Annotated in this window: 22 protein-coding genes and 1 pseudogene; 9 read left to right on the top strand and 14 right to left on the bottom strand. The window is 71.1% G+C overall.

The features are described from left to right. Window positions 1-19: 19 nt before the first annotated feature. Window positions 20-652, bottom strand: coding sequence for a class I SAM-dependent methyltransferase (locus ACZ7BZ_RS32210; protein ID WP_470361430.1), 633 nt, complete (start codon window positions 650-652; stop codon window positions 20-22). A 138-nt stretch (window positions 653-790) separates the two neighbouring features. Here ACZ7BZ_RS32210 and ACZ7BZ_RS32205 point away from each other — a divergent pair, with 138 nt between their 5' ends. Continuing rightward, window positions 791-1,957: a hypothetical protein gene (locus ACZ7BZ_RS32205; RefSeq protein WP_470361429.1), complete on the top strand. Its 1,167-nt coding sequence runs from the start codon at window positions 791-793 to the stop codon at window positions 1,955-1,957. A 13-nt stretch (window positions 1,958-1,970) separates the two neighbouring features. On the opposite strand, the gene ACZ7BZ_RS32200 is transcribed toward ACZ7BZ_RS32205, so the two are convergent. From ACZ7BZ_RS32200 to ACZ7BZ_RS32170, 7 genes are all read right to left on the bottom strand, one after another. Continuing rightward, window positions 1,971-2,540, bottom strand: a complete 570-nt coding sequence (locus ACZ7BZ_RS32200; protein ID WP_470361428.1) for an integrase — start codon at window positions 2,538-2,540, stop codon at window positions 1,971-1,973. A 165-nt stretch (window positions 2,541-2,705) separates the two neighbouring features. After that, window positions 2,706-2,897 carry a hypothetical protein gene (locus ACZ7BZ_RS32195; protein WP_470361427.1) on the bottom strand — a complete coding sequence of 64 codons (192 nt, stop codon included), beginning with the start codon at window positions 2,895-2,897 and terminating at the stop codon, window positions 2,706-2,708. Window positions 2,898-3,024: 127 nt separating this feature from the next. After that, window positions 3,025-3,390 carry a hypothetical protein gene (locus ACZ7BZ_RS32190; RefSeq protein ID WP_470361426.1) on the bottom strand — a complete coding sequence of 122 codons (366 nt, stop codon included), beginning with the start codon at window positions 3,388-3,390 and terminating at the stop codon, window positions 3,025-3,027. Between the two features lie 17 nt (window positions 3,391-3,407). Further along, entirely contained in the window at window positions 3,408-4,037 is a 630-nt protein-coding gene (locus ACZ7BZ_RS32185; protein ID WP_470361425.1) for an SMI1/KNR4 family protein, read from the bottom strand. Window positions 4,038-4,103: 66 nt separating this feature from the next. Beyond that, complete coding sequence (locus tag ACZ7BZ_RS32180; RefSeq protein ID WP_470361424.1) at window positions 4,104-4,235, bottom strand: hypothetical protein; 132 nt, start codon at window positions 4,233-4,235, stop codon at window positions 4,104-4,106. Window positions 4,236-4,530: 295 nt separating this feature from the next. Beyond that, window positions 4,531-4,791 carry a hypothetical protein gene (locus tag ACZ7BZ_RS32175; protein ID WP_470361423.1) on the bottom strand — a complete coding sequence of 87 codons (261 nt, stop codon included), beginning with the start codon at window positions 4,789-4,791 and terminating at the stop codon, window positions 4,531-4,533. Window positions 4,792-4,861: 70 nt separating this feature from the next. After that, window positions 4,862-5,293: an arsenate reductase ArsC gene (locus tag ACZ7BZ_RS32170; protein ID WP_470361422.1), complete on the bottom strand. Its 432-nt coding sequence runs from the start codon at window positions 5,291-5,293 to the stop codon at window positions 4,862-4,864. Between the two features lie 150 nt (window positions 5,294-5,443). Here ACZ7BZ_RS32170 and ACZ7BZ_RS32165 point away from each other — a divergent pair, with 150 nt between their 5' ends. Both ACZ7BZ_RS32165 and arsB read left to right on the top strand, forming a co-directional pair. After that, the gene (locus ACZ7BZ_RS32165) at window positions 5,444-5,749 is read left to right on the top strand and encodes an ArsR/SmtB family transcription factor (RefSeq protein WP_470361421.1); all 306 of its coding nucleotides are present in this window, start codon (window positions 5,444-5,446) and stop codon (window positions 5,747-5,749) included. Continuing rightward, on the top strand, window positions 5,749-6,837 hold the full coding sequence (gene arsB / locus ACZ7BZ_RS32160) for an ACR3 family arsenite efflux transporter (RefSeq protein WP_470361420.1): 1,089 nt from the start codon (window positions 5,749-5,751) through the stop codon (window positions 6,835-6,837). Before ACZ7BZ_RS32165 ends, arsB begins: the two co-directional genes overlap by 1 nt. A gap of 91 nt (window positions 6,838-6,928) precedes the next feature. Here arsB and ACZ7BZ_RS32155 read toward each other — a convergent pair. The 3 genes and pseudogenes from ACZ7BZ_RS32155 to ACZ7BZ_RS32145 all read right to left on the bottom strand — a co-directional run. Further along, window positions 6,929-7,084, bottom strand: a pseudogene (locus ACZ7BZ_RS32155) (MerR family transcriptional regulator); the annotation flags it as partial. Between the two features lie 205 nt (window positions 7,085-7,289). After that, complete coding sequence (locus ACZ7BZ_RS32150) at window positions 7,290-7,763, bottom strand: GNAT family N-acetyltransferase (protein ID WP_470361419.1); 474 nt, start codon at window positions 7,761-7,763, stop codon at window positions 7,290-7,292. 64 nt (window positions 7,764-7,827) lie between these two features. Beyond that, window positions 7,828-8,187 (bottom strand): ArsR/SmtB family transcription factor, encoded by a 360-nt coding sequence (locus tag ACZ7BZ_RS32145; protein WP_470361418.1) that lies wholly within the window; start codon window positions 8,185-8,187, stop codon window positions 7,828-7,830. Between the two features lie 127 nt (window positions 8,188-8,314). Between ACZ7BZ_RS32145 and ACZ7BZ_RS32140 the strand changes: the two genes are divergently transcribed. From ACZ7BZ_RS32140 to ACZ7BZ_RS32125, 4 genes are all read left to right on the top strand, one after another. Further along, a complete protein-coding gene (locus tag ACZ7BZ_RS32140; RefSeq protein ID WP_470361417.1) occupies window positions 8,315-9,694 on the top strand; it encodes an FAD-dependent oxidoreductase in 1,380 nt (459 codons plus the stop codon). A 295-nt stretch (window positions 9,695-9,989) separates the two neighbouring features. Then, the gene (locus ACZ7BZ_RS32135; RefSeq protein WP_470361416.1) at window positions 9,990-10,505 is read left to right on the top strand and encodes a SigE family RNA polymerase sigma factor; all 516 of its coding nucleotides are present in this window, start codon (window positions 9,990-9,992) and stop codon (window positions 10,503-10,505) included. Further along, the gene (locus ACZ7BZ_RS32130) at window positions 10,502-11,389 is read left to right on the top strand and encodes a hypothetical protein (protein WP_470361415.1); all 888 of its coding nucleotides are present in this window, start codon (window positions 10,502-10,504) and stop codon (window positions 11,387-11,389) included. The genes ACZ7BZ_RS32135 and ACZ7BZ_RS32130 overlap by 4 nt, the downstream gene beginning before the upstream one ends. 195 nt (window positions 11,390-11,584) lie before the next feature. After that, the gene (locus ACZ7BZ_RS32125; protein ID WP_470361414.1) at window positions 11,585-13,177 is read left to right on the top strand and encodes a glycosyltransferase 87 family protein; all 1,593 of its coding nucleotides are present in this window, start codon (window positions 11,585-11,587) and stop codon (window positions 13,175-13,177) included. 536 nt (window positions 13,178-13,713) lie between these two features. On the opposite strand, the gene ACZ7BZ_RS32120 is transcribed toward ACZ7BZ_RS32125, so the two are convergent. From ACZ7BZ_RS32120 to ACZ7BZ_RS32110, 3 genes are all read right to left on the bottom strand, one after another. Continuing rightward, window positions 13,714-13,854 (bottom strand): hypothetical protein, encoded by a 141-nt coding sequence (locus ACZ7BZ_RS32120; RefSeq protein WP_470361413.1) that lies wholly within the window; start codon window positions 13,852-13,854, stop codon window positions 13,714-13,716. Between the two features lie 110 nt (window positions 13,855-13,964). Next, window positions 13,965-15,704, bottom strand: coding sequence for an ABC transporter ATP-binding protein (locus ACZ7BZ_RS32115; protein WP_470361412.1), 1,740 nt, complete (start codon window positions 15,702-15,704; stop codon window positions 13,965-13,967). Further along, the gene (locus ACZ7BZ_RS32110) at window positions 15,701-17,485 is read right to left on the bottom strand and encodes an ABC transporter ATP-binding protein (protein WP_470361411.1); all 1,785 of its coding nucleotides are present in this window, start codon (window positions 17,483-17,485) and stop codon (window positions 15,701-15,703) included. Before ACZ7BZ_RS32110 ends, ACZ7BZ_RS32115 begins: the two co-directional genes overlap by 4 nt. A 293-nt stretch (window positions 17,486-17,778) precedes the next feature. On the opposite strand from ACZ7BZ_RS32110, the gene ACZ7BZ_RS32105 reads away from it, so the two are divergent. Both ACZ7BZ_RS32105 and ACZ7BZ_RS32100 read left to right on the top strand, forming a co-directional pair. Then, entirely contained in the window at window positions 17,779-17,937 is a 159-nt protein-coding gene (locus ACZ7BZ_RS32105; protein WP_360240007.1) for a hypothetical protein, read from the top strand. A 116-nt stretch (window positions 17,938-18,053) separates the two neighbouring features. Continuing rightward, a complete protein-coding gene (locus ACZ7BZ_RS32100) occupies window positions 18,054-18,863 on the top strand; it encodes a hypothetical protein (RefSeq protein WP_470361410.1) in 810 nt (269 codons plus the stop codon). Window positions 18,864-18,880: the final 17 nt, after the last annotated feature.

Raw genomic sequence — 18,880 nt, 5'->3', positions numbered from 1 at the left:
ACCCATCCACAGGCCCAGGTCATTCCAGCCTGCGGGCCAGCAGATACGCGCGCTCGGTGTCCGCTTCACCCGGATACGGTCCCCGCATCAATGTCGCCTCCACTGCGAATCCGGCGGCGGAGAGGCCCGCGGCCACCTCCTCTGGGCGAAGAGCGAAGAAGTCGAGCGAGACCGGACGGTCGAGCCAGGAGTCCAGATGCCGAACCTCCTGACCCGCATGGAACGCCGCAAGGACAAGGCCTCCCGGCCGCAGCACCCGGGCGAACTCCGCATAGGCCAGCGGCCGCTCCTCGACCTGGAGATGGATCAGCGAGTAGAACGCCACCACACCGGCCAGCTCACCGTCTCCCAGCGGAAGGTCGAGCATCGATCCGACCCGCACATCCAGGCCAGGCCTACGCGCCCGGGCCACCTCCACCATGCCCGGCGACACATCCAACCCCAGAACCGGGACCCCGAGATCGGCCAGGAAGCACGCCACCTGGGCAGGACCGCACCCCACGTCGCCCACGAGGCCCTCATTCGGGACCTGCTCGGCGAAGGCCGTCAGCATGGCACGGTCCAACGGCTTGGAGGCCAGATCCGCAGTGAAGCCCTGCGCGTACACGTCCGCGACCGCGTCGTAGGAGTCCCGGATGGAGGCGTTGTTCATTCGGCCAGTATGCGACACGCCCCGAAACCCCCGGCCAGCTGGCACTACGGGAACCTCCAGCAGCCCGTCGCCGGTCCCAGCGCCGGTAGCAGCCAAGCATCTAAGCGGATCGAACCATCACAGAGCGTCAGCAACTCCATGATCAAGGACTCGCGCCCACCACGGCTGTTGGCCAGCCTCCATCCGCCTATCCGCGCGGCCTCTTACACAGACATTGTCCGCGACATGGTGGAGCGCAAAGTGTCGATCGGTATCGATGATCTGGAGGAAGCCTACGGCCAGCCTCGGACGGCACTCGTCAGCGCGCCGAGTCCGAGCCTGCGTGCTGCGGTCGCACGAGCCTGGTACGACCGGCCTCTCGCCGTGCAAGTGGAACTACTCGCTGACCCGGATCCGCAGGTCCGTGCAGCCGCCACCGAGCGCAAGCAACCGGGTGCCCCGCCTGAGTGGAGGGAGCGTTGCCTGGCCGACGCTGCTGTGCGCGTCAACGTGGCGCGCCACGTCCCGCTCACGTCGGAGCAGTTTGCGCAGCTCATTCGGAGCGAGGAAGAGGAGGTCCATCAGGCTGTCGCCGGGAACCCTCATCTATCGGCAGAGATGGTTGCCCGGCTACTGGACATCGCCGACCCGCTCGTGCGGGTCGCGGCGGCGCAGAGTCGCCATGTAGACGCCGAAACCCGCGACCGACTGTATGCGCTCGTAGAAGCCGAACGCGCGGACGGAAGCGTCGAGGCCGAGGTGGCCCTGAACTGGAACTTTGCCGAACCGGAGTGGCTGCGCGAAGCGCCCCTCAACGAGCGGATGACCTACGTGGACTGCCAGTACACGACATTCCGGCGCGTACTGGCCTCCTGCCATGACCCACCCGAAGAGGCATGGCGTCGGCTGGACAACGACCCGGAACTCGCGGTCCGTCGTGCTGCCGCCGGCCGGCCGACCACACCACCGGAGGCCCTGGAAGGACTGGTACGCGCACACGGCGACGTATTCCACATCCGACCGCTACTCGTCGAACACCCCAACTTCCCCCGTCACATGCTGCGCACGTTCGTTGCCGAACCAAGCCCGAACGTGCGCTACCTCGCCCTGCAAGACCCAGAACTACCTGTGCCAGACCTTCAGCAACTCGCCGCCGCTGCCGAGTCCTTCCTGCGCCGCGGGGTCGCCCGTCACCCCAACGTCACGGACGCGTTGCTGGAGCACCTGCTCTCTGACCCAGACCCCCAGGTAGTCGACGATGCCGCTGCCAACCCCGCGTTGCGGCCGACCCAGATGTATCGGATGCTCACCGCTGCTGGCTTGTGACTCCACGAGAGGCTCAGGCCCGGGCCCCGTGTCCTCCCGGTTCTCGCGGAGGCGGCGGTGCAGGGTCGGTGAAGACGGGCATGCCGAGGTCGACCAGTTGGGGTCGGCCGTCGGTCGGGGCCCGACCGAGGCTGTTGAGCTTGGCGGTGGCGGCGTCGAGGCTGACCTGGAGCCCTTCGACTTCTCCGAGCCAGCCGTTGCCACGGGCTTCGCGGATGCGTTCGCGGAGGTTCTGGATGATCTCGATGAGGCGGCCCCGTTGGCGGGGGTCAATCTGGAGGACAGGGCAGCAGGCGTGTTCGTGCTTGCACGGGGTGCCGTAGGGCCGTCCGCAGGTACCGAGGGAGACCTTGCGCAGCTCGAAGTGCTGCTGGAAGTCGCACCACTCCTGGTCGGTGGGCTCGCGGTACTCCTCCTGGGGCCGATCGGCCCGGCGCCGGTCCAGGAAGCTGCGGTAGGTCCGCACCAGGTCGTCTTGGAAGACGGCGAGGTATGCCTGGGTGGTGGTCAGCGTCTTGTGCCCGAGGATGCGGGCGGCGATGTGGACGGGCAGGCCCCCCGTGACGGCTTCAGTGGCGAACATGCGGCTTGTGTCCGCAGAGGCCGTGTGCGGATCAGCCCGTGTTGTCTTTGAGCGGGAGGCACTCGGCGAGGGCGTTCGCCACGTCGTTCCCGGGCCGTATTGCATTGCGGCCACCAAGATGTGAGGCAGAGCACACTTCTGGGCGACACCCCTGGGCCATGGCGATCACGCTTCCTCGTTGCCCTCGATGAGCCGTTGATGCCCCCTCAGCTCGGTAGTCCGGGCTGTACTCGTGAGTACGATCTGCTTCGCCGTCCCGAGGCATCCTTGGCCCGCGCCGAGCAGTTCGCGGGTGACAACGATGGAGTCGATGACGCTGGCCCCCTGACTGTGCAGGAAGCGTTGGGCGGCCTCCATTCCGCGCTCCTGGTCGAGCAGTGGAAGGCTCTGCGCGACCAGAGAGGCAAGATGGGTGGCTCGGTCAGGGTGGGGCCGTGAACGTCGGCGAACATGCGATCCCTCCTGGAGGCTGCTGCTTCGATGCTCAGGTGACCTGGGTTTCTTCGCTGCTCTCTCGGTCCGCAAGGAACTCGTCGAGCAGTTGGAAGAGAACCTCGATCGCGCGGGCTTCGTCCTCAGGCGGCAGGTCCCAGGGGCTGTCCCAGCCGTCGGGAAGAGCGATGTGCAGGACCTGGCCGGGCCATGCATGGTTGCAGCCCTGCCCTCGCCGGGCGACGAGCCATTCGCGCCATCCCGCCAGTCCTGGAGACCGGTGCCGGGCCGCGTTCTGGTCGTATCCGCTGAGAAATGCAGTCAGCGCGTGGAAGGAAGGGTGGCCGACGAACATCCCGGGCCGCTTGCCGACGTTGGAGAAGTACTCGCGTTCGCTCATCTCGATGAGGCTGGTCATGAATCCGTTGAGCGCCGTCAGCGAGGGAACATGTCAGCGTAGGGGTCTGGTTCGCCAGTGGCAGGGTCGAGTCCTGCCTTCCAGCGGAGTTGCGCCACCCGCCAGTGGACGAAGGTCGGTGGTGAACAGTTCCAAAGCTCACCACCGATGCTGATCGGCCAGGGCGACCACCGGTCGTGGTCCTTCTGGACCAACCGACGGATAAACTCGACCATGCCGAACGGGTGGACCGTGAAGGTCGGGTTTGTGTGCCGCCCGTAGACCAGGACCGGCCAGCGGTCCGGATCACTGTCGTCAGTCAGCCAGCAGAGAATGTCTGGCCCAGAGGTGATTCCCCAGGCGAGGATGTGCTCCGGATCGACATCGAGAGCGGCCCGGCCGCCCTCCATTTCCCAGCCATAGCGGGCATTCTCGGTCTCCCCTGCGATGTCGCCGGGGTCCCACTGAATGCCTTCCGCAGGGAGGGGAAGCAGGACGCTGGCCTCGCCGTTGATCGAGCCGCCGCCGTAGACAGACATGAAGCTCTTGTAGTCAGCGGGAAAGCGAACGTGCCAGGTCGCTTCAGCGGCAGCCCAGTCGACCTGTTCGTCCGCACCGTGCTCCGGCGACATGATCTGTGTGAGCGCTGCGACGCCCGACTGCTCCACGATTACGCTCCCTCTCCTCTGAGGCAATCCGATCAATCTAGCGGCCAGGTCCGACAGCGAATCCCCTCACCTGGTCCGGCTCTGGGAGCCGTGATCCAGGCGGCTGGGGATCTGGTTGACCTTGGGCAGGATGCGCAGGTAGCGGGTGCCCTCGTGCTCGAAGACCTCTTCGAAGGGGGTGGCTCGGGCGGCTTCCAACAGCGCGGCTGCCTCGCTGCGGACGCGCTCTGCGGTCTCCAGCAGGACCGGCAGATGGGGCAGGCGTTCACGGCGGGGTAAACGTTGCCTGATGCGGCATTAGATCGTTCCCCGGGCCGTTCCCAGGAGTTCACCGAATGAAAGACAGCAGTCACCGGGCGTACGGTTCCTGTCGGCCGCCGTACGCGGTTTTTCGGGATTCGACGCTCAACTCTCCCCGACGGAAGCAGGCGGGCGCCCTCAATCCCTGGTGCCGACGCACCGGGCCCGACCCGGCGTGATCTTGCTCGCCGCCTCAATCTCCTCCTAAGATCAACTTCGCTTCTTCGGAGCGCTGTTCGTCGTGGCGCAGGGCGTCGAGACGGCCGAGGTCGTTCTTCAGCCGATTCTCGGCGGCGGTGAGGCCCTCGCCGGTGTCGTTGCGCTGCGGGTCGGGCAGTCGCATCCTGGCTTGCGCCTCGGCACGGTGGGCCTCCTGGTAGTCGTGGTCCGCGTCATCGAGGGCCTGGACGAGGGGCCGGATCTGCGCGGCGCGGCGACCGCGTTCCAGGGTCATCCGCAGGTTCCCGAAGACCGGGGCCTGCGCCCGCGGGGCCGACAGGGCTTCGGCGGCAGTGCGGTGGGGGTCAGCCCTCCTGTCCGGTGGCGGCCTTGGCGTCGATCTCGGCGATCAGCTGCTCGATGAGGACTTTGATGGCGTCGCGGATGGGGCGGACGGCTTCGACGCCCTGTCCGGCCGGGTCCTCCAGCTTCCAGTCGAGGTACTTCTTGCCGGGGAAGAAGGGGCAGGCGTCGCCGCAGCCCATGGTGATGACGTAGTCGGAGGACTGGACGGCCTCGGTGGTGAGGATCTTTGGCTTCTGGTCGGAGATGTCGATGCCGACCTCGGCCATCGCGGCGACGGCCGCCGGGTTGACCCGGCCGCCGGGGGCGGAGCCGGCGGAGCGGACCTCGACGCGGTCCCCGGCGAGGTGGGTGAGGAAGCCGGCGGCCATCTGGGAGCGGCCAGCGTTGTGGACGCAGACGAACAGCACGGAGGCGAGCGGCGCGGCGGTCATCGGTGGGCGGTCCTTCGTTGGTCTCGGGTATCCGAGCCGGGGCGGCGCCGTCGGGGGGCGCGGTCCGCGGCGGGCGGTGGCGGGCAGGCGGCTGCAGAACGTATCAGCTGCCGCTGGTGTCAGCCCCTGCTGACGTGAAAGTATCAGTCCATGGTGATGTCAGTCGACACTGAGTTGATGCGCGTTCTGTCCGACCCGCTCAGGCTGCAGATCGTGACCCTGCTGGCCCGCGAGACCCTGTGCACCACGCACCTGGTGGAGGAGACCGGCGCCCGCCAGACCAACCTCTCCAACCACCTCAAGGTGCTGCGGGAGGCGGGCGTGGTGGACACCGAGCCTTGCGGGCGGTTCACGTACTACCGGCTCCGCCCGGAGGTGCTGGAGGCCCTGTCCGGGCAGTTCGCCGACCTCGCCGCCACCTCCCGTGCCAACGCCGACGTCAAGAGGTCCTGCTGATGCCGCGCGCCGCGCCCGCCCCCGAGACCGAACCCGAGGCGGCCTCGGTCGCCAAGAAGCTGTCCTTCGTCGACCGCTACCTGGCGGTGTGGATCCTCGTCGCGATGGCCCTCGGCCTCGGCCTGGGCCGGCTGATCCCGGGGCTGAACGACGCCCTCGCCAAGGTCGAGATCGGCGGGATCTCGCTGCCCATCGCACTCGGCCTGCTGGTCATGATGTACCCGGTGCTGGCGAAGGTCCGTTACGACCGGCTCGACACCGTCACCGGCGACCGCAAGCTCATGGTCTCCTCGCTGGTCATCAACTGGCTCGTCGGCCCGGCCGTGATGTTCGCCCTGGCCTGGACCTTCCTGGCCGACCTGCCCGAGTACCGCACCGGGCTGATCATCGTCGGCCTGGCCCGCTGCATCGCCATGGTGATCATCTGGAACGACCTGGCCTGCGGCGACCGTGAGGCCGCCGCCGTCCTCGTCGCCCTGAACTCGGTGTTCCAGGTCGTCATGTTCGGCGTGCTGGGCTGGTTCTACCTCGACCTGCTGCCGGGCTGGCTCGGTCTCGGGAAGGGCGAGCACCTCGACGTCTCGATGTGGAGGATCGCGCTCAACGTCGTCGTCTTCCTCGGCATCCCCCTGGTCGCCGGGTTCCTCACGCGCCGCCTCGGGGAGAAGAAGCTCGGCCGCGAACGCTACGAGGCCAAGGTCCTCCCGAGGATCGGCCCCTGGGCGCTGTACGGGCTGCTGTTCACCATCGTGATCCTGTTCGCCCTCCAGGGGAAGACGATCACCTCCCAGCCACTGGACGTCGCCCGCATCGCCCTGCCGCTGCTCGCTTACTTCGCGATCATGTGGTTCGGGACCTTCACTCTCGGCAAGGGCCTGGGGCTGACCTACGACCGCACCGCCACCCTCGCCTTCACCGCCGCGGGCAACAACTTCGAACTCGCCATCGCGGTCGCCATCGGCACTTTCGGCGTCACCTCCGGCCAGGCCCTGGCCGGCGTCGTCGGCCCGCTGATCGAGGTTCCGGTGCTGATCGCCCTGGTGTACGTCTCCCTCGCCTGGCGCAGGAAGTTCCGGTCGGCTTCCTGAGCCGCCACCGCAGGCCTCTCGGGCCCGGCCTCCCGGCAAGCCTCTTGCCGGGAGACCGGGCCCGGGGCGTCAGCGGTTCTCGCCCGACGACTCAGGTCCGAGCGGCGGGGGCGTTGCGTTCCAGGCGCGCGGCCAGGGTGGCGGCGAAGTCCTCGGTACGGGAGAGCTGCACCCGTAGCTTCTCCACCTGCTCGACCGCGGCCCGCTCGTAGTCGCGCACACGCTCCAGCAGAGCCTCGCGCTCGCTGCCGGCGAGAGTACGAGCAGCGCGCAAGACCGTGGAGATCACCGGCCTGAACGACCCCAGCGCCGACCTCCACGGCAAGCTCACCGGCGAACTCGCCGGCGGCCACTGACCCACCGCACGCCGGAGCGGCGGCAGGCGCACCGCCACCGCTCCGGCACCGGCACCGGGGCGGGCGGCGCCCCGAGTTCGCCTCACCGGCCCGCGATCAGCGGACGACGGAGCTGCGGCGCTCGATCAGGACGGTGTCGCGCCAGCGGCCGTGGCGGCGGGCGACGCGTTCGCGGGTGCCGATGGTCCGGAAGCCCGGCGCGGGCGTGCAGGGCGAGCTGGCGGTGTTCTCGGGGAAGACGGACGACTGGACCGTCCGGATGCCGACCTGCTCGGTGGAGTCGGTCAGCCGCGCCGGCAGCACGCCCGCGACACCCCGGCCGCGGTGCTCGGGGTGGACGTGGACGGAGTGCTCGGCCACCCCGGCGTGGGCGGGGCGGGCGGAGACCGCGCCGACCGCCGCCCAGCCCGACACCTCCCCGTCCTCGCCGAGGGCGACGTACCGGTGCGCGGGCAACCGGGCCGCGTCGAGGGCATCCCAGACGGGGGCCTCCGTTTCGAAGGTGGCGTTGCCCTCCTCGATGCCCGCCCGGTAGATCGTCAGGACCTCTTCGGCGTGCGCGGGCAACATCGGGACGAGCCGCGGAAGGGCGACCGGCCCGGCAGTCCTCCAGAAGGACGGGGACGGGGGCGGGTCAGTGGTTCAGGCCGAGGAACTGGGCAAGACCCGCCAGCACGGACGGCTCGACCCGGTAGTACACCCAGGTGCCACGCCGCTCGGAGGCCAGCAGACCGGCCTCGCGCAGCTTCTTGAGGTGGTGCGAGACGGTCGGCTGGGAGACCCCGACGTCCTGGATGTCGCACACGCACGCCTCCCCGCCCGGGTGGGAGGCGACCTTTGAGAACAGCCGCAGCCGGACCGGGTCGCCGAGCGCCTTGAACATCGCGGCCATCCGCGCCGCGTCCGCCTCGGACAGCTCCGCCGAGGTCAGCGGTGGGCAGCACGGCACCGCCTCCGGCTCGAGCACCGGCGACTCCACTCGTGAATTCGACATACGTCTATGTTGACATCCATCGATTCCCGGTGGCAAGGTCGAAGGCGACAACACATCGACGCTTGTCGAATCAGGCGGACGCGGCACGCCCGCCCGCACCGCCCAGCGCGAAGGGGAGATAGCCGCCATGACCTCCGAGACCACCGGCCTGCCCGTCCTCGTCGTCGGAGCCGGACCGATCGGCCTGGCCGCCGCAGCCCACCTGCTGGATCGCGGCATCGAACCGCTCGTCCTGGAAGCCGGGCCGTCTGCCGCGGCCTCGGTGCGCGCCTGGTCGCACGTACGGCTGTTCTCCCCCTGGGCCGAGGTCGTCGACCCCTCCGCCGAGAAGCTGCTCACCCCCACCGGCTGGACCCGCCCCGACGCCGACGCCTACCCGACCGGCGGCGACTGGGTCGCGCAGTACCTGCAGCCGCTCGCCGACTCGCTCGGCGGGCGCGTCCGCTACGACGCCCGCGTCACCGGTGTCGCCCGCGCCGGGCGGGACCGGATCGTCGACGCCGGCCGCGAGGAGCAGCCCTTCACCGTCCACGTCAAGCACCCGGACGGCCGCGAGGAGCGCCTTCTGGCGCGTGCCGTCGTCGACGCGTCCGGCACCTGGTCCACCCCCAACCCGCTCGGCGCCAACGGCCTGCCCGCCCTCGGCGAGCGCGCCGCCACCGACCGCATCTCCTACCGCATCCCCGACCTCAAGGACCCCGCCGTCCGGGCCCGCTACGCCGGCAAGCGCACCGCCGTCGTCGGCACCGGCGCCTCCGCGTTCACAGCCCTCGCAGCCTTCGCCGACCTGGCGAAGGCTGCGCCCGGCACCCACGCCGTCTGGGTGCTGCGCCGAGGCTTCACCGGCTCCACCTACGGCGGCGGCACCGCCGACCAGCTCCCCGCCCGCGGGGCACTGGGCCTTGCCGCCAAGGCCGCCGTCGAGGACGGATACGCCGACGCCCTCACCGGCTTCCGCACCGCCGCCGTCGAACGCTCCGCCGACAGCACGCTGACCCTGGTCGCCGAGGACGGCACCCGCGCCGAGGAGTTGGACGAGATCGTCGTCCTGACCGGCCTGCGCCCCGACCTGTCCTTCCTCACCGAACTGCGGCTGGGACTGGACGACCGCCTCCAGGCCCCGGTGGAGCTGGCCCCGCTGATCGACCCCAACCAGCACTCCTGCGGCACCGTCTACCCCCACGGCGCGAATGAGCTCTCCCACCCCGAAAAGGACGTCTACCTCGTCGGCATGAAGTCCTACGGCCGCGCCCCGACCTTCCTCGCCCTGACCGGCTACGAGCAGGTCCGCTCCGTCGCCGCCGCCCTCGCCGGCGACCACGACGACGCCGCCCGCGTCGAACTCACCCTCCCCGAGACCGGCGTCTGCGGCGGCGCCGGACTCTATGACCAGCCCGCCGCCGCCCAGAGCGACGGCGGCTGCTGCCCGGCCCCGGCCGCACCGCAGCTCATCACCCTCGGCACCCCCGCCACCGACAACTCCTGCTCGTCCGGCGGCAGCTGCTGACTCGACCTCCACGGCTCTATCCGAGCCCACGCGGCATCCGTTATCTCTCCTCGACCCACCACAAGATCGATTGTCAGACACGGCCCAGGACATGGTGCTCGCCGCCCGGCCGTGCGCGGCCGGGCGGGCTCGGTCCGCTCCGCCACCGAATCCTCCTCCAGTGATCACTGCACGGCGCTACCGCCGATGACGAGACGGAGCCGAAGTCCGTACGGAGCCGCCCGTCACACTGGCCTGCGGAAATTGACATCGACGTCTTGTCATCCGTTTTCGGCGGGTGGTGCGTCCAAGGAGTATGAAGCGCGAACTGAGGCGCCCGGGGGGCTGCCGATCCGACCCGTTCGACGAGTTCGTCGCGGCGCGGTACCAGACCCTGTTGCGGGGGGCGTACTTGATCACCGGGAACGTTCATGACGCCCGGGACCTCCTGCACGACGCGTTGGTGCAGGTCTACCCGAAGCGGTCGGTGATCCGGGACGCGGGGGCCGCCGAGGGATACGTCCGCACGACGATGGTCCGCACCCATGTCTCGCGGTGGCGCCGGACCAAACGGGAGGAGCTCACCTCCGCTCTGCCGGACAGGCCGGTGGTCCAGGAGAGCGGGTGGGACGACCAGTTGGCGGCGGCGCTGGCCGGGCTCCCGCGGCGGCAGCGGGCGGCGGTGGTGCTGCGCTACTACCTGGATCTGCCGGTCGCGCAGGTGGCGGAGGAACTGGGGTGTTCGCTGCCTACGGCGAAGACGCACCTGGTGCGCGGGATCAAGGCGCTTCGGCAGGAAATGGAACTGGTGAGGGAGTTGGTGGGGCCGTGAGCGCTGAGGCCGCATTCGAGGAAGAGTTGGCGGGCCGGCTCGCAGAACATGCGGGACGGGTCGGTGGCAGCGCGCCGCTGGCCGAGCTGCACGCGGCCGGGCGGCGGCGGGCGCGGCGGCAGAGGGCCCTGCGGGGCGCGGCAGCGGTGGCGGTGCTGGCCTTCGGAGCGGGGGCGCTGACACAGCTCGGCAGCGGTTCCGGGGACTCCCGGACGGGCCCGGCCGGTGCGGGCGTGGGTCTGGCCGGCCCGGCACCGGGAACGACGCGTTCGGTCGCCGTGATCCTGGAGTGCGCGAACGGACCCACGGGCTGGCGGACGCCGGGCCTGCACCAGCACGGCAAGCAGGTGCTGCCGGACTCCCCGTCGCCGGCGGGGCCCGCATCGTCCGGTGCCCCGTCGTCCGATGACCCGTCGTCCGATGACCCGTCGTCCGGGCCCACGCTCTCGGGCTCGCCGTCACCGCTGTCGTACGCCACGCCGGCGCAGTCCGACCTGGAACGGGCGGGTCAGGCCATCGAGTACATGGCGATGGCGAGCTACCGCGACCACTACTTCGGCACCTGCCGCGACACGAACACGAACACGCTCTACGTGATGCGGGTCCCCGGCGGCGGCCTGGACGCGGCGGCGGCCTCGGCGCTGACCGACTGGCCGACGGTGAAGCTGCAGTTCGCCGTCGCGGCCGGCTCGCGCGACGAACTGTCGGCGTTCGGCGCCCGGATCCGAGCGGACCGGGAGGACTGGCGGGCCAAGGGTGTGGAGATCGAGGCGGTGACCCTCGCCATCGACGGCGCCGGAGTGGTGGTCGACACGCCGCAGTGGCAGACCGCGGCGGCGCAGATCGAAGCGAAGTACGGCCCCCGGGTGGCCGAGGTCCGCTGAGCCCGACGAAGGGCTGACGCGAAGCGCCGGCGCCACGCCGACTCGTGAGGAGCACGGCGGCCGGCGGCCCTGAGGAACAACGAACACACGACAGGCGGGCCGCGCGACGGGCGCCCCGCCGCGGCCCTGCCATGCCCCCGGGCGCGACAGGTGCCCCGACGCGCGAACCTTTCCGCCCAGCCCAACGGGAGACCGATGTCCGAGACAGTCGCCGAGGAACCACGCCGGAACGAAGGACCGCCTCCGGACCGGGCCGACTCGACGGTCCTGGTCCTGACCGCGGTGACGGCGGTGGCGTCCGCGCTCCTACTCCGGTTCCTGTTGCTGGAGTACGAATCGCCGGACTGGTACCGCTTCCTCGGTCCCTGGTACCGGTACATCACGGAGCAGGGCGGGTTCCACGCCCTCGGCAACGCCGACTTCTCGGACTACAACGTCCCCTACCTGTACCTCATGGCCGCGCTCACCTACCTGCCGGTGCCGGCGATGGAGGGCGTCAAGTGCCTGTCGATCCTCTTCGACCTGGCGCTCGCCTCCTACGCCTACCGCATCGTCGCACGGCAGTCGCCGCACCGGCCCCGGCGGGCGCTCACCGCGGCGGTGATCGTGCTGTTCCTGCCCACGGTCGTGACCAACAGCGGCTGGTGGGCCCAGTCCGACGCCGTCTTCACCACCTTCCTGGTGGCAGGCGTCCACCATCTCCTGCGCGGGCGTCCCTGGTGGACCTGCTCGTTCTTCGGGATCGCCCTGGCCTTCAAGCTCCAGGCGGTCTTCCTGTTCCCACTGCTGCTCGTCGCCGTCCTGACCCGGTGGATACCGTGGCGGAGCCTGCTGGCCATCCCGGCCGCATACGTGGCACTCGACGTCCCCGCCGTCCTCCTCGGTTCCGACCCCTGGCAGCTGCTGACGGTGTACGTGCGGCAGACGGGGACCTACAAGGACCTCACGCTCAACGCGCCGACGGTCTACCAGTTCGTCTCGGTGCCGTACGGCGAGGAGGACCCGGTGCGCCGGGCGGGCGTCCTGGTCGCGGGCCTGCTGGTCCTGGCGCTGACCTGGCCGACGGTCCGGGCCGTGCGGCGCACGCGCCAGGCCCGGCCGGAGGAGCGCACCGGGGGCAATGCGCGCACAGGACCCACCGCACCGGTTGTCCTGCTGCTGGCCACCGCCTCCGCGATCGCGGTGCCTTTCCTGCTGCCGTCCATGCACGAGCGCTACTTCTACGTCGCGGACATCCTCAGCGTGCTCGCCGCCTCCCAACGCCCGCGGCAGCTCTGGTACCTGCCGGTCCTGGTCCAGCTCTCGTCCTTCGGCAGCTACCTGAAGTTCATCGCGCCCGGCGTAGCGCCGTACCTGTCGATGCCGGCCCACGGCGTGCTGATGCTCCTGGCGCTGATCACCGTACTCCGCGCCACCGACCGCGAGTTCCGGGATGCAGCCGCTGCGCCGTCCGGATGCTTGCGCCAGGTGCGGGGGCGCTTGCCGAACACGTCCGGAGCGCGGGCCGCCTCGGAACCCTTCCGGTACCCGGCCCGCTCCCCCGCCGTCAGATCACGGCGCACTGCACGCGGGAACGTCGCAAGCGACGGCACCCGCTCCAACGCGGGAACCGCAGCCGCTGGTGCGCCGCCCGGAACCGCCGGGGCAGCCGGCCGAGACGCGAATGCCGGTGGGACGGCTGCTCCGGCCGCAGCATCAACGGCGGCGGCATCGACGGGCGCGGTATCGACGGCGGCTGCGCGGGCGAGGAGTTCGCGGTGGACCGCGGAAGCGTTGCCGCGCCAGTAGGCCAGCAGCACCCGGACCTCGGGCGTGATCTCGAACCGGTCGCCGTGGCGGGCCCCGGGATCGTCCGCGCTGGCGGGCGTCGCGGTGGCGTCGGCCAGCCACCGCCACACCGTCCGGTCCGAGACCTCCAGGCACTGCGCCGTGGTGCGGACGTGCGAACGGGTGAGCCGGCCCTCGGCACGCAGGCCGAGAAGACGGCGCACCGCGGGCGCACGCAAGGCCTTCGACGACACCGGGTCCAGGACGGGCTCGGCCTCGGCCGGCGCAGGCACAGCGGCGGTGGCCGTGGCGTCGGGGGTGGGGGTGTTCACCGGTGTCCTTTCCGCATGCGGCGGCGGTGGCAGTCGTCGCGGCAGCAGACCCAGAGCCCGGTGGGTCGTGACCGTCTTGCCCTGGCCAGCGTCCCCTTGGACGCACGCAATCCCGTGACGTCCTGACGGGGACCGAATTGGCGGCCCCCTGGGGTTCGAACATGGGACACACTGCCGTGCCTGGCGGGAAAGCCGTCCGGTACACCACAGGGAGCACCTGTTCCGTCAGAGCCGCTTGCCGGCCGGGGCCTTTCCACACCACCGCGCGGCCTCGGTCGACCAGGAGTGCACCGTGCCGACCCCGCCCGCGGCCCCGGGCGCGCTGACGCCCAGGACGAACGCGGCGATCGTCTCGTTGACCGCCATCGCGTGCTGGGCGCCGAAGCCACCGATACCCAGGTCAAGTCGTGACCCGGGGACGGGCCGACGAGCTGAACGGCCTCGCCGACGACCAGGAGAGCGGCGGGCCGGGCCGGTCACGGCGACGGGTGGGCGAGGTGGAGACGGGCGTAGGCGCCGTCGACGGCGAGGAGTTCCTCATGGGTGCCCTGTTCCGCGATGCTCCCGTTCCGCAGGACGAGGATGGTGTCGGCGTCACGGACGGAGCCGAGGCGGTGGGCGATCACGAAGGTGGTCCGCCCGCTCCGCAGTGCCGTCAGGGCCTCGCGGACGAGTTCCTCGGTCCGGGCGTCCAGCGCGCTGGTGGCCTCGTCCAGCACGAGGACGGCCGGGTCGGCGAGGAAGGCGCGGGCGATGGTGATCAGCTGCCGTTCACCGGCGCTGAGGCCCGGCTCCCCGTCGTCCCCGCCGATCACCGTCCGGTAGCCGAGGGGCAGGGTGCGCACGAAGTGGTCGGCTCTGGCGGTACGGGCCGCCGCCTCCACCTGGGCCGGGCTGGCGCCGGGGCGACCGTAGGCGATGTTCTCCTCGATCGTGCCGTGGAACAGCCACGGGTCCTGGAGCACCAGCCCGACCCGGGAGCGCAGGTCTGCGCGGGTCATCGCCGCGGTGTCCACGCCGTCCAGGAGGATGCGGCCCGCGCTCGGCTCGTGAAAGCGCAGCAGCAGGTCCGCCAGGGTGCTCTTCCCGGCGCCGGTGGGGCCGACCACGGCCACCGTCCGCCCGGGCCGCACCTCCAGCGACAGCTCCTCGATCAGCGGGCGGTCCGGGGTGTAGGAGAAGCAGACCCGCTCGAACGCGACGGCGCCGCGCGGGGCGGCGGGCCGTTCGGGCCGGGGCGGGTCGGGCGGCTGCTCCTCGGTGTCGAGGAGGTCGACGATCCGCGTCCCGGCCGCGATTCCGGCCTGGACCAGGGCGGTGAGCCCCGCGAGCTGGGCCATCGGCTGGTTGAACTGGCGGACGTACTGGACGAACGCCTGCACCTCGCCGACGGTCATGCTCCCGGAGGCGATCCTCAGGCCGCCGACCACGGCGACCAGGACGTAGCCGAGGCCGCCGAGGAACACCGTCACCGGTTCGACGGAACCGGCGAGCAGCTGGGCACCGGCGGCGGCGTCGCGCAGATCGGCGTTGTGGCGGTCGAAGTCCCGGGTGGCGGACTGTCCCCGGCCGAAGGCCCGGAGTTCGGCGTGGCCGGTGTACATCTCCTCGACGTGGGCGGTGAGAGCCCCGGCCGCCGTCGCCTGGGCGGTGAAGCGCCGCCGCGCCCGTCGGGTGATCGCCCGGGTGGCGAGGGCCGTGACCGGGACGAGGGCGAGGGTGAGCAGGGTCAGTTCGAGGGAGAGCAGGCACGTCATCACGAGGACGCCGGTGATGGTCACCAGCGAGTTGACGGTCTGTCCGACGACCTGGTGCGCGGTCTGGGCGACGGTGTCGAGGTCGTTGGTGGCCCGGCTGAGCACCTCCCCGCGCGGTTGGGCGTCGAGGAAGCCGAACGGGAGCCGGGCGATCTTGGTCTGGAGCCGTTCGCGCAGCCGGGCGACGGCACGTTCGACGGCCAGGACCGCGAGCCGGACGCCGAGCAGGTTGAGCAGCGCGGCGGCGGCGTGAACGGCGAGGACCAGCAGCAGGAGGCGGCCGAGGGCGGTGAAGTCGAAGGGGCCGGGGGTGTCGGCGAGGAGCAGGTCCGTCGCCCTGCCGAGCAGGAGCGGGCCCGACACCGCGAGGGCGGCCCCGGTGGCGCAGACGGCGAGCGCGGCGGCGAGGGTCAGGCGCTCCTCGTGGAAGAGGGCGGCCAGCCTCCGGACGGCGGTCATGCGCCGCCTCCGACGGGCGCGGTGCGGTCGGCGGCGGCGTCGGGTGGCGGCGCGTCGCCGTCGACGGACGGTCGACTGCGCGCCAGTGCCCGGTAGGTGGCATTGCCGGCGAGCAGCTGGGCGTGCGTACCGGTGCCCACCACCCGCCCGGCCTCCAGCACCACGATGCGGTCGGCGTCGCGGACGGCGTCGGCCCGTCGGCCGGTCAGCAGAACGGTGCGGGCCGTGTTCGCCCGTGCCAGCGCGGCCAGCAGGGCGGCGGCGGTGGCCTGGTCCAGAGCGGAGGCCGGGTCGTCCAGGAGCAGGACGGCGGGGTCCGCGACCAGGGCGCGGGCGATCGCCAGCCGCTGGCGCTGCCCGCCGGACAGGTTGGCGCCGCCCTGCCGGACCGGCGCCAGCAGGGCGCCGTCCAGGTCCTCGACGAACGCGCGGGCCTGTGCGGTCTCCAGGGCCCGCCACAGTTCGTCCTCGGTCGCGCCGGGGCGGCCGAGCCGCAGGTTGTCGGCGATCGTGCCGGAGAAGAGCGTGGGCCGTTGGGGCACGACGGAGACGGTCCCGGTGAGGGCGGCCGGGGCGAGGTCGCGGACGTCGACGCCGTCGATCCGGACGGTCCCGGTGGTGGTGTCGTGCAGCCGCAGGACCAGGTTCAGCAGGGTGGACTTGCCGCTTCCGGTGGGGCCGACCACGCCGACCGTCTCGCCGGGCGCGGCGGTGAGGCCGACCCCGGTCAGCACCGGGTCCTCGGCGTCGGGGTGGCGGAAGCCCGCGTCGCGGATCTCCAGGCGTCCCTCGCGCAGGGGCGCGCGCACCGGCTTCCGGGGCTGCGGGACGGAGGCCGCGGTGTCCAGGACTTCGAGGATCCGTTCCGCGCTCACCTCCGCCCTCGGCAGCGCCACGAACAGATAGGCGGTGAGGGCGACGGCGCTCAGCACCTGGGAGAGGTAGCCGAGGAAGGCGATCAACGCGCCGACGCTCAGCCCGCCCCCGGTGATCCGGTGGCCTCCGATCCACAGCACGGCCACCCCGGCACAGTTCAGGACCAGGCCCGACAGCGGCGACATCAGGGCCATCAGCCGACCCGTGCGCAGGGACACGGACAGCAGCTCGCCGTTGTGGACCGCGAAGCGGCGTGCCTCGTCCTCCTCGCGGGAGAAGGAGCGCACCACCCGCTGACCGCCGATCTGCTCGCGCAGCACCCGTGCTGCCTCGTCCAGCGCCGTCCGGCCGCCGCGCAGAAGGGGGCGCATCCGCCGCACCGCGAATGCCGTCGGCACTCCGAGCGCGGGGACGACCAGCACCAGCAGCGCGGTCAGCGCGGGGTCCTGGCCGTACGCGAGGACCACCCCGCACACCAGGGTCAGCGGTGCGGCGACGGTGACCACCAGGACCAGCAGCACCAGGGCCTGGACCTGCTGGACGTCGCCGACGGTCCTGGTGACGAGCGAGGCGGCGCCGAAGCGGGCGACCTCCCGCGGGCCGAGCGACCGCACGTGCCGGAACACCGAGGCCCGTAGGTCGTGCGCGATCGCGGCCGCGACCCTGCTGCCGATCAGCAGGACGCCGCCGGTGCAGGCGACCTGAACGGCGCTCAGCCCGAGCATGGCCCCACCGAAGCGCAGGATCGTGCCGGTACCGCCGGAGGCGACGCCCTGGTCGACGATCGCGGCGTTCAACCGGGGCAGCGCCACAGCCGCTGCGGTCTGGACGAGCTGGAGCAGCAGCAGGAGTCCGACCGGCCGTAGGTGCGGGCGCACACGGGTGCGCAGGAGCCTGAGCAGCATGACGCACTCCTCATTCGTGGCCGGTATCCGGCATTCGTGGCCGGTATCCGGCGGACGATGGGGGGATCCCCGGAACCGCCGTCCGGACCAGGTGAATTCCCCCTCTCTATTCGTTTCAACGGGCACGTACCACCACCGGGTTCAAGATGCCCCGGAGAAGTTGGTCACACACCATGAGACTTGTTTTCGGAGCTGCCCCGAGGACACGATCTAGTCGCGGCCGGGAATCGGAATCGGAATCTCGGCCACACACCGCAGTACGTCATCTCACCCTTCTGAACGGAGAAATGAGCATGGACAAGGATCTGCAGAACGAGAACCTCCGCGTGGACGCCATCGTCGACAGCCTCCGGGCCATCGACGCCACCGTGGACGGCGAGGAGAGCCTCGCCGCGGCGCAGGCGGGCGCCACCTGGCCCGACGGCGGCACCTCGATGCGCACCACCATCTGAGACCGCTCCTGACGCCGTGACCGGGCCGGTTCGCAAGGACCGGCCCGGTCACGGCGGGGTCGTCGCGGCCCCGCCCCGACCGTCGTCCAGCTCCCGGAGTGTCGAAAGCGAGCGCCATGAGTGCCGGAACCAGCGAACGGACCGAAGCCGGCCGACGGCCCGGAACCGGCGCGGCGGGCGGAAGCGCCCCCCTCGACTGCGGTGCCATCCTCCGCCGTTACCGGGACCTGGCCGCGGCCATGGGCGACCGTTACGGAGCCGGATCGCAAGCGGTGGTGTTCGTCCGTTACGAGGAACTGCTCACCGTCCGCTCGATGCTGTTGTCACGGCGTGGCGACCCGGTCCTCGAATCCCGGCTCGACGAATTGCGCGCCCTGGTGCAGGAACTCTATACCGCGAGCGCGCCGTCGAATTCCGTGGAAACTCCCTGGAGAACCCTGGTGAGCGAATCGCCGCCCGTGGTGGAATACAGCCGGGCCCATTTCGACAGCCGTTACCGGGCGGTGTCCGGACGGGTCATGGCGGACACCGTGACGGTGACCGGCGCGCGGCAGGCCTTCGAGCGCCTCGCCCCTCGGACCTGCTTCATGTTCGCCGTCACCGACGAGGGCGAACTCCGCGTCTGGAACCGGGCGTTCGAACTGCACGACCTCGCCTTCGGCCGCAACCGCGCCACCGTGGACGGCGTGCCGGTCGCCCACCCGATGCTCGTCCCGGAACGACTGCGGGTCCGCGCGGCCGGAGAGGTCCTCCTCCTCGGCCGCGACCGGGTGGAGATGGTCGTGGCGAACACCAAGTCCGGGCACTTCCGCCCGCCGCCGCAATCGGCGGCGGTGATGCGCGAGGTGTGCCGCTCGGTGCTCGGCCTCGCCGACCGGGACATCGACGTCTTCACCCTCTTCACCTCGGCCGACACCAACCGATGAGCCGACGGCCTACACCG

It is taken from the genome of Kitasatospora sp. NPDC036934, from assembly GCF_055608425.1.
This window is presented reverse-complemented; position numbering and strand designations above follow the sequence as displayed.

Bases quoted from the DNA above. Each gene is read 5' to 3' on its own strand.
- ACZ7BZ_RS32105 (WP_360240007.1), top strand. From the start codon at position 17,779: ATGGACAAGGATCTGCAGAACGAGAACCTCCGCGTGGACGCCATCGTC.
- ACZ7BZ_RS32125 (WP_470361414.1), top strand. From the start codon at position 11,585: ATGTCCGAGACAGTCGCCGAGGAACCACGCCGGAACGAAGGACCGCCT.
- ACZ7BZ_RS32100 (WP_470361410.1), top strand. From the start codon at position 18,054: ATGAGTGCCGGAACCAGCGAACGGACCGAAGCCGGCCGACGGCCCGGA.
- ACZ7BZ_RS32190 (WP_470361426.1), bottom strand. From the start codon at position 3,390: ATGACCAGCCTCATCGAGATGAGCGAACGCGAGTACTTCTCCAACGTC.
- ACZ7BZ_RS32165 (WP_470361421.1), top strand. From the start codon at position 5,444: ATGGTGATGTCAGTCGACACTGAGTTGATGCGCGTTCTGTCCGACCCG.
- ACZ7BZ_RS32210 (WP_470361430.1), bottom strand. From the start codon at position 652: ATGAACAACGCCTCCATCCGGGACTCCTACGACGCGGTCGCGGACGTG.
- ACZ7BZ_RS32205 (WP_470361429.1), top strand. From the start codon at position 791: ATGATCAAGGACTCGCGCCCACCACGGCTGTTGGCCAGCCTCCATCCG.
- ACZ7BZ_RS32150 (WP_470361419.1), bottom strand. From the start codon at position 7,763: ATGTTGCCCGCGCACGCCGAAGAGGTCCTGACGATCTACCGGGCGGGC.
- ACZ7BZ_RS32135 (WP_470361416.1), top strand. From the start codon at position 9,990: ATGAAGCGCGAACTGAGGCGCCCGGGGGGCTGCCGATCCGACCCGTTC.
- arsB (WP_470361420.1), top strand. From the start codon at position 5,749: ATGCCGCGCGCCGCGCCCGCCCCCGAGACCGAACCCGAGGCGGCCTCG.
- ACZ7BZ_RS32195 (WP_470361427.1), bottom strand. From the start codon at position 2,897: ATGGAGGCCGCCCAACGCTTCCTGCACAGTCAGGGGGCCAGCGTCATC.
- ACZ7BZ_RS32115 (WP_470361412.1), bottom strand. From the start codon at position 15,704: ATGACCGCCGTCCGGAGGCTGGCCGCCCTCTTCCACGAGGAGCGCCTG.
- ACZ7BZ_RS32145 (WP_470361418.1), bottom strand. From the start codon at position 8,187: ATGTCGAATTCACGAGTGGAGTCGCCGGTGCTCGAGCCGGAGGCGGTG.
- ACZ7BZ_RS32140 (WP_470361417.1), top strand. From the start codon at position 8,315: ATGACCTCCGAGACCACCGGCCTGCCCGTCCTCGTCGTCGGAGCCGGA.
- ACZ7BZ_RS32120 (WP_470361413.1), bottom strand. From the start codon at position 13,854: ATGGCGGTCAACGAGACGATCGCCGCGTTCGTCCTGGGCGTCAGCGCG.
- ACZ7BZ_RS32170 (WP_470361422.1), bottom strand. From the start codon at position 5,293: ATGACCGCCGCGCCGCTCGCCTCCGTGCTGTTCGTCTGCGTCCACAAC.
- ACZ7BZ_RS32110 (WP_470361411.1), bottom strand. From the start codon at position 17,485: ATGCTGCTCAGGCTCCTGCGCACCCGTGTGCGCCCGCACCTACGGCCG.
- ACZ7BZ_RS32200 (WP_470361428.1), bottom strand. From the start codon at position 2,540: ATGTTCGCCACTGAAGCCGTCACGGGGGGCCTGCCCGTCCACATCGCC.
- ACZ7BZ_RS32175 (WP_470361423.1), bottom strand. From the start codon at position 4,791: ATGACCCTGGAACGCGGTCGCCGCGCCGCGCAGATCCGGCCCCTCGTC.